We start from the raw sequence: 13,309 nt of genomic DNA, 5'->3' as shown, positions 1-13,309 counted from the left end.
CTCGTCCCGCACGACATTTTCACGAAATTGGGCACCACCCCTCTGCGCCGGCTTCAACGCCGGCGGCATTATGGTGCCAACGGCCTTGCGCAACGACGAGCTTTCCCAACACAATCAAGAAAAGACGCAAGAAGGGAACGACTGAGAACTTCCACGTGGTTTGACAGGAGAACAAGCATGTCATTTCGGAGTGTGATTTCGAAACTATCAATGGGAGCCTTCGCACTTGCCGCGGCAAGCGCACTGACATCTTCGGCCCAGGCGGCCGCGCCTGAATCCAACGACCCGATCAAGATCGCGCTGTTCGACTGGACCAGCGTCAATCTGAACGCCAAGATCCTCGGCGGCATTCTCGAAAAGCTCGGCTACACGGTCGAATATCCGACCGCCGATTATCTCTCCAGCCTGACCACCGGCCTCACCAATGGCGATCTCGATGTCGGCCTCGAATTCTGGGACACGACGGCCGGCGAAGCCATGAAAGCGTCCGACGCGACCGGGCAGACCGAGCGCCTCGGCAAGCTCGGACCGAAGGCCAAGGAAGAGTGGTGGTTTCCCGAATACATGAAGGAAAAATGCCCTGGCCTGCCGAACTGGGAAGCGCTGAAGGACCCGAAATGCGCCGAGGCTTTCTCGACCGCGGAGACAGCCCCGAAGGGGCGCTATCTCGGTGGGCCGGTGACCTGGGAAGGCTTTGACGACGAGCGCGTCGAAGCGTTGAAACTGCCCTTCACCGTCATCCATGCCGGCACCGATGCGGCGATGTTTGCCGAACTGGATTCGGCCTATCAGCGCAAGGCGCCGATCATGCTGTGGATCTATTCGCCGCATTGGGCGCCGGCCAAGTACAAGGGCGAGTGGGTTGAATTCCCCGAATACACGCCCGAGTGCTACAACGACCCGAAATGGGGCGTGAACCCCGATGCCAAATATGACTGCGGCAAGCCGCATGGCGAGATCTGGAAATATTCCTGGTCCGGCATGAAGGACAAGTGGCCGGTCGCCTACAAGGTGGCGAAAGCCTACACCGTCGACACTGACGAGCTCAACAAGATGAGCGGCGAGATCGATCTCGGCGGCAAGACGCCGGAAGAGGTTGCCGCCGCCTGGATCGCAGCCCACGAAGCCGACTGGAAAGCCTGGGCGCAGTGATCGTTCCGACTGGAAAATGGGACCCGGCTGTTGATTGGCCGGGTCTCAATTCTTGATATTCCAGAAGGACGAACGAATGACGGATACGACTGAACAGGGTGCGGCCTCAATGGGCGCGGATACCCGCCCAATAAAACTTGCCTGCCGCAATGTGTGGAAGCTGTTCGGATCGAACGCGGCCAATTTCATCCGTGCGCGCGACGGCAAGGCCAGCATGGCGGATGTCGCTGCTGCCGGACTGGTCGGCGCGGTGCGTGCCGTCGACCTCGAAATACGCCAGGGCGAGATTTTCATCATCATGGGGCTGTCCGGCTCCGGCAAGTCGACGCTGGTGCGCTGCATGTCCAGGCTGGTCGAGCCGACCCATGGCAAGGTCGAATTCGAAGGCAAGGACCTGCTCAAAATCTCCGATGCGGCGCTGATCGAACTCAGGCGCCACCGCATGGGCATGGTGTTCCAGAACTTTGCGCTGCTGCCGCATCTCAACGTGCTGGAGAACATCGCCTTCCCGCTCAGCATCCAGGGGCAGGACCGGCCGACGCGCGAAAAACGGGCGCAAGAAGTCATCGAACTCGTCGGCTTGCGCGGCCGCGAGCATTTCTATCCGCGCGAGCTTTCGGGCGGGCAGCAGCAGCGCGTCGGCATCGCCCGCAGCCTCGCCACCAAGCCGGAAATCTGGTTCCTCGACGAGCCATTCTCGGCACTCGACCCGCTGATCCGCCGCGAGATGCAGGACGAGCTGATGCGGCTGCAGACCATGCTGCACAAGACCATCGTCTTCATCACCCATGATTTCGACGAAGCGATACGGCTGGCCGACCGCATCGCCATCATGAAGGACGGCGAGGTCATCCAGATCGGCACGCCGGAACAGCTGGTGGTCAACCCGGCGACTGACTATGTCGCCGAATTCACCCGCGACGTCGACCGCGCCAAGGTGATCTCGGCGCGCAGCCTGATGCGGGCCTGCGACGGCTCCGAGCATGGCGGCACGGTTTCGCCCGATGCCAAGATCGCCAGCTTTTCGGCCAGCATCGTTTCGGCCGGCAAGCCATTCGCGGTGGTCAATGGCAGCGGCAAGCCGATCGGCGAGGTGACGCCGCAAGCGGTGATCGATCTTCTGGCCGGCATCGAGCGCCCCGGAGCCTCCGCATGACGGTGACGGCAAGCGCCAGCGCTGCAAGGCCTCGCCCGATCCAGCTCTGGCTGCTGGTCTGGGCCGCAGCGCTCGCCGCCGTGCTGGTGGTGTTCCTGCTGCAGGACAGTCTGCCCTGGGCCGTCAACTATCCGGCCGAGGCGATCGTTCCAGTCGCCGATTGGGTCAGCGCGCTGATGCGCTGGATCAAGCTGAACTTGTCCTGGCTGACGCGGTCGATCACCGCGGTGCTAGGCGTTCCCCTCGATTTCGCGCTCAACCTTCTGGCCAAGAATTTCAAGATAGGTCACGGCGCCGACGCCTACGTCTTGCCGCGCCTGTCCTGGGTCGGCGTCTGCGCCGCCGCCTTCCTTGCCGGGCATGCTGCTGGCGGCCGAAAACTCGGCGCATTGGTTGGCGGCTGCTTTCTCTACATCGCGCTGTTCGGCCAATGGACGAGCGCCATGCTGACGCTCGGGCTGATCTCGATCGCCGTGCCGTTCTGTATCGTCACCGGGCTGTTCGCCAGCATCTGGGCGTGGCGCAAGCCATGGGCCGAGAGACTGATCGTCTCCCCTGCCCTTGACCTGATGCAGACAATCCCGACCTTCGCCTATCTCATCCCGATGCTGCTGCTGTTCGGCAACAGCCCGGTTTCGGCGATGATCGCCACCGCCATCTTCGCCACGCCGCCCATGGTGCGGGCAACGATGCTGGGCCTGTCGCGGGTGCCCTCCGAGATCGACGATTTCAGCGAAATGGCCGGCTGCACGGCGCGGCAGAAACTGTGGCGCGTGCTTTTGCCGTCGGCGCGGCCGACGCTGATGGTCGGCGTCAACCAGGTGATCATGCTGGCGCTGAACATGGTCATCATCGCCTCGATGATCGGCGCCGGCGGCCTCGGCTACGACGTGCTTCTGGCGCTTAGGGCACTGAAGGTCGGCGAAGCGATGGAGGCCGGTCTCGCCATCGTCGCACTGGCCATCGCGCTTGACCGGCTGAGCCAGGCGATCGCCCACAACCACGCCAAGGGCCATGTGCATCAGGAGGCTAGCCCGCGCTTCTGGCGGCGCTATCCCAATCTGACGCTGGCGGTTCTCATTCTTGCCATCACCACGCTACTTGGCCTGTTCGTGCCGGCCTTCGCCGCGGTGCCGAAGGCGATCACCTTCACCACCGCGCCTTTGTGGAAGGCTGCGGTGAGCTGGATCACCATCAACTTCTTCGACACGATCGAAGCGTTTCGCGTCGCGCTGATCCTCAACGTGCTGAACCCGGTGCGCGCCTTCTGCGAAGGATTTCCATGGCTGGGCGCGGTAGCCCTGCTCGGCCTCGCCGGCTACCAGCTCGGCGGCTTGCGGCTCGCCGCTCTGGTGGCCGCGCTAACCGCTTTCTGCGCTATCACCGGCCTGTGGGAAAAGACCATGGCAACGGTCTATCTCTGCGGCATCTCGGCCTTCATCGCGTGCCTGATCGGCATTCCGATCGGGCTGATGGCCTCACGCAGCGACCGCTTCGAAAAGATCGTCACGCCGGTCATCGACACGCTGCAGGTGTTGCCGTCCTTCTGCTTCATCATTCCGGTGGTGATGCTGTTTCGGGTCGGCGACGTCACGGCGATGATCGCAACGATAGCCTTCGCCGTGGTGCCGGCGATCCGCTACACCAATCACGGCATAAGGCAGGTGCCACCGGCACTGATCGAGGCGGCGAAGGTTTCGGGCTGCACGCCACGCCAGACCTTCTTTCGCGTGCAATTGCCGCTGGCGCTTCCTGAAATCATGCTGGGCGTCAACCAGACCATCCTGATGGCGCTGGCGATGATCATCATCTGCGCCATGGTCGGCACGCGCGATCTCGGCCAGGAGGTGTTCATCGCGCTGTCCAAGGCCGATTCCGGCCGCGGCATCGTCGCCGGCCTCGCCATAGCCTTCATCGGCATCGTCGCCGACCGGCTGTTCAATGCCTGGACAGCGAAGGCCAGGGCAAGGCTGGGGTAGGCTGAGAGGTCGCGGCTATTCCGCCGCGACACCCTTGACCTCGAGATAGCTCTCCATCGAATCGTCCAGCGCCTGCAGCCACGGCGTGTGGTGCAGCGGCGCCATGGTGCCGGTCATCAGCGAGCGGTAGGCATGGTCGCGGAAGCTCATAATGTCTTCCGCCTTGTGGTGCTCCCATTCCATGAAAGTCTGGTTGACCGCCTCGACATCGAAGCCGGGATAGTCGGTCTGCTCCATCAATTCCTTGGTGTAGTCGCCCTGGAACCAGATCATCTGCTCGGCGTCCTCCAGCGTTTCCTCACGCGCCCGCCATTTCGCGCCGTGCGCGGCCATCGCCTCGGCCGACGGCAGTTTGATGCGGCCCATGATGACGTCGCGGGCGAACCAGGCCTGCGCGTCGAACATGTTGAAGGTGTAGAACTGGTCCTGCATGCCAATGAAGGACAGTTTCGGGTTCTTCTCCCAGACGACGCCTTCATAGAGCCCGTCCGGCCACATGCGGTTGGCGGTCTTGAGCTTCAGCTCCTCGGTGAGGAACGGGAAGGAATGCAGGTAGCCGGTGCACAGGATGATGGCGTCGACATCCTTTGATGTGCCGTCCTTGAAATGCGCGGTCTTGCCGACGACCTTCTGCAGCAGCGGCACTTCCTTCCAATTCTCCGGCCATTTGAAGCCCATGGGCTTCGAGCGGTAGCTGGAGGTGATCGATTTGGCGCCGTATTTGTAGCATTGCGAGCCGATGTCCTCGGCCGAATAGGAACGGCCCATGATCAATATGTCCTTGCCCTTGAATTCCATGGCGTCGCGGAAATCATGGCTGTGCAGGATGCGGCCATTGAAGGTGGCGAAGCCCTCGAAATAGGGCACGTTGGGCACGGAAAAATGCCCGGAGGCGACGACGACATTGTCGAACTCTTCAGAGTACGTAACGTCGTTGGTGCGGTCATGCGCGGTGACGGTGAATTTCTTAGTCGTGTCCGAGAAGGTCACCATGCGCACCGGGCTGTTGAAGCGCACCCATTTGCGCACGCCGGATTTCTCGACGCGGCCCTTGATGTAGTCCCACAGCACGGCGCGTGGCGGGTAGGAGCCGATCGGTCGGCCGAAATGCTCCTCGAATGTGTAGTCGGCGAATTCCAGGCATTCCTTCGGCCCGTTCGACCAGAGATAGCGGTACATCGAGCCGTGCACCGGGTCGCCATGCTCGTCGAGGCCGGTGCGCCAGGTATAGTTCCACAGGCCGCCCCAGTCCGACTGCTTTTCGAAACAGACGATTTCGGGGATGTCGGCGCCCTTGTCGGCGGCCGACTTGAAGGCCCTGAGCTGCGCCATGCCGGACGGTCCGGCTCCGATGACGGCAACACGACTTTTCATTCCGGGCCTCCCAATCTGATTTCGACTTTTGTTTTGACGCAATTCCCAAGGGAAAGCGCTGTGAGCTTTTCCCGGAAAACCGTTTCACACGCTTTCTGGAATTGCTCTTACGAAACAAATTTCACTCACAGTACAGTAATTGCCCCTTTGATGCTGTCAACTGGCCTTGTGGCAAAACCGCGTTTCGCCGGGGCAACTTCTGGTGAAAAACCGCAATCGCCGGCGCCGGCAAAATACGGGGATGGACCGCAAATGGCTTGTCGGGGCGGTTGCGCTTCTGTATCGGCAGCGATTATGTTCACCTTGAGTGAAATAAATCTGCAGAGTTCTGGGGTGGCGGTGACATGGCGAAAACAGCATCCGATCTCAAGCCCAGCCCCACTGTGGCCAAGACCAAGGCGACGCTGAAAGGTGCGGCAACGGACGGGCGAACCATCCGCGCGCCGCTGACGCAGAACCCGCATGCCATTCGTGACACGCGCGAAAAGGTGCTGGAGGTGGCGATCGGCCGTGAAGTCAGGGCGTTCCGCAAGAAGCTCGGCATCACCGTCGCTGACCTGGCTGTCGCCACCGACATTTCGCTGGGCATGCTGTCGAAGATCGAAAACGGCATCACCTCGCCGTCGCTGACCACTTTGCAGGCGCTGTCGCGGGCGCTCGGCGTTCCGGTCACCGCCTTCTTCCGCCGCTTCGAGGAGGAGCGCAGTGCCGTCTTCGTCAAGGCCGGCGAAGGCCTCGATGTCGAGCGCCGCGGCACGCGCGCCGGCCACCAGTACAATCTGCTCGGCCATATCGGCTCCAACACTAGCGGCGTCGTCGTCGAGCCCTATCTGATCACGCTGACCGAGGATTCGGATGTATTCCCGACCTTCCAGCATGAGGGCATGGAATTCCTCTACATGCTCGAGGGCGAGGTCGTTTACCGGCACGGCAGCAATCTCTATCCGATGAAGCCCGGCGACAGCCTGTTCTTCGATGCGGACGCGCCGCATGGGCCGGAGCAACTGACGAAACTGCCGATGCGGTATTTGTCGATTATTTGCTATCCGCAGAGCGCGGGCTAAGTAGCCAATCTCCCCCCTCGTGAGGGAGATGTCCGGCAGGACAGAGGGGGGCGCTGTCCCGCCGACTTATCAATCGATCGTAGTCTAGCAGCGACCTCAGAGGTTGGTGGTCTTTCAGCAAGGCTGGGCAAGGCTTGCGTTCCTTCGCGCCCCCTCTGCCCCTGCCGGGCATCTCCCCCACGAGGGGGGAGATTGGCAGCTTCGGCGGCAGCTTCAATCCGGCCCAAACCCTGGGCTCGTCGCACTCCCGTCATCCAACTTCGACAGCCATTCCACCAGTGTCGGCCTATACCGCGTCAGGCCCTTGTAATTGGCGAGCTCGTCGGGAAGATCGCGTATCACGCGGTGCAGGCGCCGTGCCCATTTGGGCTGCGTCACCAGTTCGTCCATCTTGATCAGATAACAGCGGATCGGGAAGACGATGCCGTTCGAGCGCGGCAGCCGCCAGAAGCTCTGCAGTTCGACGCGCAGATGCACCTTGTCGCCGACATTGTCCGGCGTCACGGTGGTGCGGTCCGGTCCCCATTTGTGATAATTTTCCGGGCTGGTGTCGAGCCGCGGATTGATGGTCATCGTCCAGTTCAGCCGCCGCGCCGGCTTGCCTTGCTGGATGTTGGTGAGGAACTTCAGCGCCCTGACAAAAATCCCCTTCTCATGCGCCAGCGGCACCGGCGCGTGCCACTCGAAAAAATTCATGCCGATGTCGAAATCGAGCGACCAGTCGGCCTGGGTGGTGACCATGCCGGCATCCATCCACAGATTGCCGTCGCGCTGGTCGAGGATGCAGAAATCGCCCTGGCTCTGCCGGGTGATGTACTCCATCGGCCCGTAAGGCAGCGTCGAGGTGTCGCCGAAGGTGAAGCTGTCGTCGATGCCGAGCGGCCGGTTGATCCAGCGCCAGCGGTCTCCGTCGCGGGTCAGCGTGAAATGCTCGGGATAGCCGAGCGCCTGCTGTTCCATCAGCAGTTCGAGCAGGTCCCAGCCGGCCAGCGTCATATGCGGCAGCGACTGGCAGCGCAGCGGATCCTCGGCCAGTACCAGCGCACGGTCCTGCATCTCGGCGACATAGTGCTCGTCGACGTCGATCAGGTTTTCCAGCACGCTGCCCTTCGGCCCCAGGACATGCGGCTCGATATTGACCGCATACATGTAGCTGTCTTCGTGGAACGGAAACGGAAACCGCCTGATGTGTTCCGGGCTGTTCCTGAAGGTGAAATCGTCGCGGAACGTTTCCTTGCGAAAGGTGATGCCCATGATTTCCTCCTACCGTTCCAGCACCAGCGACCGGCCCTCGAAGCGCGAGACGCACGGCATGATCTTGCAGCCGGAGCTGTGGTCTTCCTCGCTCAGCCAGTGGTCGTTGTGGATGAACTTGCCGTCATATGAGATAACGTTGGTTTCGCACTGGCCGCAGACGCCGCCGCGGCAGAGATAGGGCGGATCGACGCCGGCGGCCTCGATCGCCTCGAGCAGGCTCTGCTGCTCGCCGACGCGGATCGTCTTGCCGCTGACGGCGAGCGTGACATCGAAGGGCGCGCCCGGCTGCGGCGCGGCGAAATGTTCGAAATGCACCGTCTCCGATGGCCAGCCGAGTGCAGCTGCGCGGTCGCGCACCCAGCCAATCATGCCCGAGGGGCCACAGACATAGAGGTGCGTGCCGAGCGGCTGGGAGGAGAGCAGGCGGTCGAGCTCGATGCGCTCGTCGCGATCGTCGTGATAGAGCCTGATGCGGCGGTCATAGCGCTCCCTGAGAACATCGGCATAGGTTCCGAGCGAAGCGGTGCGGCAGGTGTAGTGCAATTCGAAATTGCCGCCTTCGGCCGCCAGTTGCGCGGTCTGCGCCATGAACGGCGTGATGCCGATGCCGCCGGCCAGCATCAAATGTTTTTTGGCGCGCAGGTCGAGCGAGAACAAGTTGACCGGGTAGCTGATCACCATCTCCAGCCCCGGCTTGACGGACCGGTGCATGAACAGCGAGCCGCCGCGGCCGACGTCGTCGCGGCGCACCGAGATGGTGTATTCGCTTGTGTTGAGCGGCGAGCCCATCAGCGAATAGGGATTGAGCCGGGTGCGCTCGCCATCGCGCATTTCGACGACGACATGGGCGCCGCCGGAAAATGTCGGCAACAGCTGGCCGTCACGCCGGCGAAAATGGTAGCGCGTCACCAGATCGTTGACCGGAACGACATCGCTAACCACGACATCGAGTTTGGTTGTGCCGGTGCTCATGGAAATATCTCCTCCAAAGGAGGAATTTCGCTGCGGTCCTCGGCGTTGATGCAGACGCCCTGGAAGGCGGCGATGCGCCTTGAATAGTGATCGCGAACCAACAGCAGGAGGCCGCAATGCGCACAGGTCGCCGGCTGTGTCGTCACGTTCTCGGTGATGCCCTTGCAGTGGACGCATTGCATGCGGCGCGCCAGCGAGCCACGGTGCTCGGTCTGAATCGAAGTGTGGTCGATGCCGGCCTCAAGAGCTGCCTGCATGGCCTGGCCGATCAGCCCTTCAGTGCCGGCGAGATAGAGGCGCAGGCCCATATGCGCGTTGGTCAGCGTCTGTTTCAGTCGTGGCAGCGCGCTGGCGAAGGAAGGGCTCTGATAGAACTGCGCCGGCTTCAGGGCCTTGAGCGTAGCGACATGTTTGCCGTCATGGTCGGGGATGAAGATGATGTGGGCGTCACCGAAGAAATCCGCCGGCGCCCTGGCGGCCAATTCGGATATCGCCAGCGCACCCTCCGCATCCGCCACGAAAAGATGGTGCTTGCCGGGCTGCAGAGACAAGGTTCCGTAAACGGGCCGGCTGATGATGCTTTTGGCTGCCATTCTCTGTTTATGCCTCGAACCCCTCGCCGCTGACTATGCCTCAGCCTTTCGCCGTGCGCTTGGTCTTCTTCGGGTCGTCGAAGGGAAGCGGCTCAGCCGTCGCCTTGATCGCCCCGCTCTTGTTGCGGATTTCGAGCTTGGTGCCCTGGACCGCGCAGTCGACGTCGAGCCGGGCGATGCCCATCGATTTCTTGACCAGTGGCGAATACATGGCGCAGGTCACGACGCCGACCTTCTTGCCGTCGCGATAGACCGGCGCGCCCTCGTCGGCCGGCTCGTTGCCTTCGAGCAGCACGCCGAAGATCTTGAAGCGCTCCTTGCCCTTGAGGCGATAGTGCTCCTCGGCGCCGCGGAAGCCGGTCTTCCCCGGGCTGACGGTGAAGTCGAGGCCGAGTTCCCACAGCGTGTCGCCAGGCCCTTCATTGTCGAACGGATATTTTTGCGAATTGTCGTAGGGATAGAACAGCAGATAACTTTCGACGCGCAGCATATCGAGCGTGGTGAAACGGCAGGGGATGATGCCGGCGCTCTTGCCCTCGTCGAGGATCCTGTCCCAGATCGTGCCGGCATCCTGGCCGCGGCAGAAGATCTCATAGCCGCGCTCGCCAGTGTAGCCGGTGCGCGAGATCATGACGGGAAAACCGAACAGCTGCGTCTGCATGTGATGGAAATAGTTGAGGTCGCGAATGCCAGGCACATGCTTGGCCAGATAGTCGACCGCGGTCGGTCCCTGCAGCGACAAGTCATGCAGATTGTCGTCGAAGCGCAGCGAGACATCGCGGCCCACCGAAGCGCGCTGCAATTCCTCATGGCCGGTGCCCGAACCATGCACGACCATCCAGGCGTTGGGGCCGGTGCGGTAGAGGATGCAGTCGTCGGTGAATTTGCCCTGCTCGTTCAGCATGCAGGCATAGGCGGACTTGCCGGGATAAATCTTTTCCACGTCGCGCGTCGTGGCAAGGTCGATCAGGTGTGAGGCGTGCGGCCCGGTGATATGAACCTTCTTCAGGCCCGAGACGTCCATCAGCCCGGCCTTGGTGCGGATGGCGATATACTCCTCGTCGGCATCCTTGTCGTAGGTCCATGCGGTTCCCATGCCGCTCCAGTCTTCGAGCTTCGAGCCGAGCGCGCGGTGGCGATCCGCCAGGGTCGAAAATCTCCAGGATGCCGTCATCCGCTCGTCCTCCGTTTCGAAAACTCTATTGCGTTCCCTGCCCCCTGCGCAGCGGCGGGGGCTTTGAGCGAATATTGACCGCAAACGTTCGGATGCCGCAATACCCATAAGCAAATAATTTCATTGTCAGGCAAGATTCGTGGTTGGGGACAAACGGTTAACCCCACGTAAATTCGGCTTGACAATTGCGGAATTCGGTCTGAATTTATGAAAAAAATTTCACTCTGTTGAAAGAGGGCAGCGGGCGGCCAATTCGGGGCCGGGCGCTGGAAAAGGGGAAAAACCGATGTCAGACCTGCAACAGCGCATCGAAGCGCTGTACCGTTCCGACGTGCGCGGATCGGTACTCCTGATCGTCTGCCTGTGGGCGACGATCCTCTTCGTCCTCATCATGACATGGCCATACATCCCGGACACCGGGATCAAGATCGTCGTCGCAATTGCCGCCGCCGCCGTGCTGATCTTCAACACAGCCGCCATCCTGGCGATGGTCAGTCACTACAAGGAAGATAAGGACTTCATCTACGGGCTCGACATCAAGAACGCCGACGCGTTCCGCAACCGCAAGTCCTGAGGGGAATAGAGATGCCGCGCTACACGCCGCCGTTGCAAAGCAAGGCCGGGCAGATCTTCGATATCATCGTCGTGGTGGTCGCCATTTTCGTGGCGCTGTGGCTGCCGCTGAAACTGGGGCTGGCCGGGGCGGCGAAATCCATCGACGCACTCGATACCAAGACGTGGGAATCGCTGGGCCAGAATCCAACCATGGCGTCGATCTGGGAAAAGCTCGGCTACACGCCCGAGACCGCGCACGACATCATCCAGAACCACTTCCACTATGTCATCGACTGGCCGACGCTGATCATCATGGCCGCGGTGCTGATCGGTTATTTCGTCTTCCTGTTCCGCGCCTCCGATCGCGAATATCGCGACGTCATCAACGAAAAGTTCGACGACAAGTAAAACCCGGGGAAGCATCATCATGTGGACCGCACTCTCTTATGCATCGTGGGGCATCTCGATCGTGCTCACGCTGTGGATGCTTTACGACTGGTTCAAGATCGACACGACATTCTCCGAAGAGGTTTTGACCTCGTCACGTGAAGGCGAACTTGAAGCCGCCTCCGAAGAACACCGGATCTGAGTGGGGATTGATCAATGACGATGGCGCTTGAACCCACGATCCACGGCGACAGGGTTTCACTGCTCAGGGTGCTCGGCCCGGCCCATGTCTGGGCACTCGGCGTCGGCATCGTTCTGGTCGGCGAGTTCACCGGCTGGAATTTCTCGGCCGACAAGGGCGGCGCGCTGGCGGCGCTGATCGTCTGCTGGATCGTCGGGCTGCTCTACACCTCGGTCGCCATGATCGATTCCGAGGTCACCTCGACCGTCGCCGCCGCTGGCGGCCAGTACGCGCAGGCCAAGCACATTGTCGGGCCGCTGATGGCGTTCAACGTCGCGCTGTTCCTGGTCTTTGCCTACACCATGCTCGAAGTCTCGGACGCCATTCTGCTCGGCGATACCATCGTCGCCAAGGCGGGCGTCGAAGGGCTCACCCACAATTCATTCATCGCCGCCACCATCGTCGTGCTGGCGTGGCTGAACTATCGCGGCGTGCTGATGACGCTCAACGTCAATTTCGTCGTCACCGCGATCGCCTATGTCTCGATCGTCATCCTGTTTTTCTCGGTCAGCCCGTGGACGCAAGGTGCCGTGCTGAAGCTCAACGAACTGGTTACCCCCGGCAACGCCCTGCCCTACGGCTGGATCGGCGTCATCGCCGCCTTCCAGTTCGGCATCTGGTACTATCTCGGCATCGAGGGCACCACGCAGGCGGCCGAGGAAGTGCGCTCGCCGGCCCGCTCGCTGCCCTACGGCACCATGGCCGGCATGATCACGCTTTTGATCGCCGCCGCCATGACCTGGTATGTCTGCGCTTCGATGATGCCGTGGGAGTATCTGGGAATCACCTACTACCCGCTGTGGGACGCGGGCAAGTTGACCGGCAGCCCGCTGCTGGAGAACCTATTGTTCATCGCCACGCTGCTTGCGGCCATCGCCTCCGCCAATGGCTGCATCAACGACGCCGCGCGGGCCTGGTTCTCGCTCGGCCGCGACCGCTATCTGCCGACCTGGTTCTCGGCTGTGCATCCTAAATACCGCACGCCCTACCGCTCGATCCTGTTCCTACTGCCGATCGCGCTCGCCTTCGCCTTCATCGCCGACCTCAACCAGGCGATCACCTTTTCGATCCTGTCGGGCGTGCTGCAATACACCTTCATGAGCATCAACATCGTCATGTTCAGGAAGAAGTGGCCGCTTGGCTCGATCCGCCGGGGATATACGCATCCCTTCCATCCGCTGCCGGCGATTGTGCTGTTCTGCCTGTGCGTGGTGACCTTCTTTGCCATCTTCCTCGGCTTCGGCTCGCAGCTGATCGCCATGGTCGCCTTCTACTTCCTGATCTCGCTGTGGTTCCACTTCTACCGCTACAAATTCGTGCGCCGCGGCGATCAGTTCACCATGCCGTGGCCGAAGCCACAGGGCTATTGAACGAGGTAAGGGTGCTCGCCCCTGGGGCGGGCCTG

At 61.6% G+C, this 13,309-nt stretch carries 13 protein-coding genes; 8 read left to right on the top strand and 5 right to left on the bottom strand.

Translation table 11 applies throughout. From position 1 onward, the window contains the following. Positions 1-177: 177 nt before the first annotated feature. The 3 genes from AC1DVW_RS20990 (at position 178) to AC1DVW_RS20980 (ending at position 4,287) form a co-directional block, all read left to right on the top strand. On the top strand, positions 178-1,152 hold the full coding sequence (locus AC1DVW_RS20990) for an ABC transporter substrate-binding protein (RefSeq protein WP_477325575.1): 975 nt from the start codon (positions 178-180) through the stop codon (positions 1,150-1,152). A gap of 76 nt (positions 1,153-1,228) precedes the next feature. Further along, a complete protein-coding gene (locus tag AC1DVW_RS20985; protein ID WP_477325573.1) occupies positions 1,229-2,308 on the top strand; it encodes a quaternary amine ABC transporter ATP-binding protein in 1,080 nt (359 codons plus the stop codon). Further along, the gene (locus AC1DVW_RS20980; RefSeq protein WP_477325571.1) at positions 2,305-4,287 is read left to right on the top strand and encodes an ABC transporter permease; all 1,983 of its coding nucleotides are present in this window, start codon (positions 2,305-2,307) and stop codon (positions 4,285-4,287) included. Before AC1DVW_RS20985 ends, AC1DVW_RS20980 begins: the two co-directional genes overlap by 4 nt. A 15-nt stretch (positions 4,288-4,302) precedes the next feature. Here the strand turns inward: AC1DVW_RS20980 and AC1DVW_RS20975 are convergent, their stop codons facing one another. Next, positions 4,303-5,661, bottom strand: coding sequence for an NAD(P)-binding domain-containing protein (locus AC1DVW_RS20975; protein WP_477325569.1), 1,359 nt, complete (start codon positions 5,659-5,661; stop codon positions 4,303-4,305). A 344-nt stretch (positions 5,662-6,005) separates the two neighbouring features. Between AC1DVW_RS20975 and AC1DVW_RS20970 the strand changes: the two genes are divergently transcribed. Next, entirely contained in the window at positions 6,006-6,725 is a 720-nt protein-coding gene (locus AC1DVW_RS20970; RefSeq protein ID WP_477325567.1) for a helix-turn-helix domain-containing protein, read from the top strand. Positions 6,726-6,938: 213 nt separating this feature from the next. On the opposite strand, the gene AC1DVW_RS20965 is transcribed toward AC1DVW_RS20970, so the two are convergent. Genes AC1DVW_RS20965 through AC1DVW_RS20950 form a run of 4 tightly spaced genes read right to left on the bottom strand, consistent with a single transcriptional unit; the run spans position 6,939 to position 10,721 of the window. Beyond that, entirely contained in the window at positions 6,939-7,979 is a 1,041-nt protein-coding gene (locus tag AC1DVW_RS20965) for a heme-dependent oxidative N-demethylase family protein (protein WP_477271663.1), read from the bottom strand. 9 nt (positions 7,980-7,988) lie between these two features. Then, complete coding sequence (locus tag AC1DVW_RS20960; RefSeq protein ID WP_477325565.1) at positions 7,989-8,954, bottom strand: PDR/VanB family oxidoreductase; 966 nt, start codon at positions 8,952-8,954, stop codon at positions 7,989-7,991. Then, on the bottom strand, positions 8,951-9,547 hold the full coding sequence (locus AC1DVW_RS20955; protein WP_477325563.1) for a dimethylamine monooxygenase subunit DmmA family protein: 597 nt from the start codon (positions 9,545-9,547) through the stop codon (positions 8,951-8,953). Before AC1DVW_RS20955 ends, AC1DVW_RS20960 begins: the two co-directional genes overlap by 4 nt. A 40-nt stretch (positions 9,548-9,587) precedes the next feature. Continuing rightward, positions 9,588-10,721, bottom strand: a complete 1,134-nt coding sequence (locus AC1DVW_RS20950) for an aminomethyl transferase family protein (RefSeq protein WP_477325561.1) — start codon at positions 10,719-10,721, stop codon at positions 9,588-9,590. Positions 10,722-11,007: 286 nt separating this feature from the next. On the opposite strand from AC1DVW_RS20950, the gene AC1DVW_RS20945 reads away from it, so the two are divergent. The 4 genes from AC1DVW_RS20945 to AC1DVW_RS20930 are packed head-to-tail and all read left to right on the top strand — an operon-like array spanning position 11,008 to position 13,274. Then, positions 11,008-11,295 (top strand): hypothetical protein, encoded by a 288-nt coding sequence (locus tag AC1DVW_RS20945; protein ID WP_477243339.1) that lies wholly within the window; start codon positions 11,008-11,010, stop codon positions 11,293-11,295. An 11-nt stretch (positions 11,296-11,306) separates the two neighbouring features. Then, positions 11,307-11,684, top strand: coding sequence for a hypothetical protein (locus tag AC1DVW_RS20940; RefSeq protein ID WP_477243337.1), 378 nt, complete (start codon positions 11,307-11,309; stop codon positions 11,682-11,684). A 19-nt stretch (positions 11,685-11,703) separates the two neighbouring features. Further along, positions 11,704-11,865 (top strand): hypothetical protein, encoded by a 162-nt coding sequence (locus tag AC1DVW_RS20935; protein WP_477243336.1) that lies wholly within the window; start codon positions 11,704-11,706, stop codon positions 11,863-11,865. A 14-nt stretch (positions 11,866-11,879) separates the two neighbouring features. Next, positions 11,880-13,274 carry an APC family permease gene (locus AC1DVW_RS20930; RefSeq protein ID WP_477243334.1) on the top strand — a complete coding sequence of 465 codons (1,395 nt, stop codon included), beginning with the start codon at positions 11,880-11,882 and terminating at the stop codon, positions 13,272-13,274. Positions 13,275-13,309: the final 35 nt, after the last annotated feature.

The sequence above is a fragment of the Mesorhizobium sp. P3_B5 genome, assembly GCF_056402815.1.
Note: the sequence above shows the minus strand (reverse complement) of the source record. Positions and strands in the feature narration are given on the sequence as shown.

Coding starts and splice junctions, on each gene's coding strand:
- AC1DVW_RS20990 (WP_477325575.1), top strand. CDS start 178: ATGTCATTTCGGAGTGTGATTTCGAAACTATCAATGGGAGCCTTCGCA.
- AC1DVW_RS20985 (WP_477325573.1), top strand. CDS start 1,229: ATGACGGATACGACTGAACAGGGTGCGGCCTCAATGGGCGCGGATACC.
- AC1DVW_RS20980 (WP_477325571.1), top strand. CDS start 2,305: ATGACGGTGACGGCAAGCGCCAGCGCTGCAAGGCCTCGCCCGATCCAG.
- AC1DVW_RS20975 (WP_477325569.1), bottom strand. CDS start 5,661: ATGAAAAGTCGTGTTGCCGTCATCGGAGCCGGACCGTCCGGCATGGCG.
- AC1DVW_RS20970 (WP_477325567.1), top strand. CDS start 6,006: ATGGCGAAAACAGCATCCGATCTCAAGCCCAGCCCCACTGTGGCCAAG.
- AC1DVW_RS20965 (WP_477271663.1), bottom strand. CDS start 7,979: ATGGGCATCACCTTTCGCAAGGAAACGTTCCGCGACGATTTCACCTTC.
- AC1DVW_RS20960 (WP_477325565.1), bottom strand. CDS start 8,954: ATGAGCACCGGCACAACCAAACTCGATGTCGTGGTTAGCGATGTCGTT.
- AC1DVW_RS20955 (WP_477325563.1), bottom strand. CDS start 9,547: ATGGCAGCCAAAAGCATCATCAGCCGGCCCGTTTACGGAACCTTGTCT.
- AC1DVW_RS20950 (WP_477325561.1), bottom strand. CDS start 10,721: ATGACGGCATCCTGGAGATTTTCGACCCTGGCGGATCGCCACCGCGCG.
- AC1DVW_RS20945 (WP_477243339.1), top strand. CDS start 11,008: ATGTCAGACCTGCAACAGCGCATCGAAGCGCTGTACCGTTCCGACGTG.
- AC1DVW_RS20940 (WP_477243337.1), top strand. CDS start 11,307: ATGCCGCGCTACACGCCGCCGTTGCAAAGCAAGGCCGGGCAGATCTTC.
- AC1DVW_RS20935 (WP_477243336.1), top strand. CDS start 11,704: ATGTGGACCGCACTCTCTTATGCATCGTGGGGCATCTCGATCGTGCTC.
- AC1DVW_RS20930 (WP_477243334.1), top strand. CDS start 11,880: ATGACGATGGCGCTTGAACCCACGATCCACGGCGACAGGGTTTCACTG.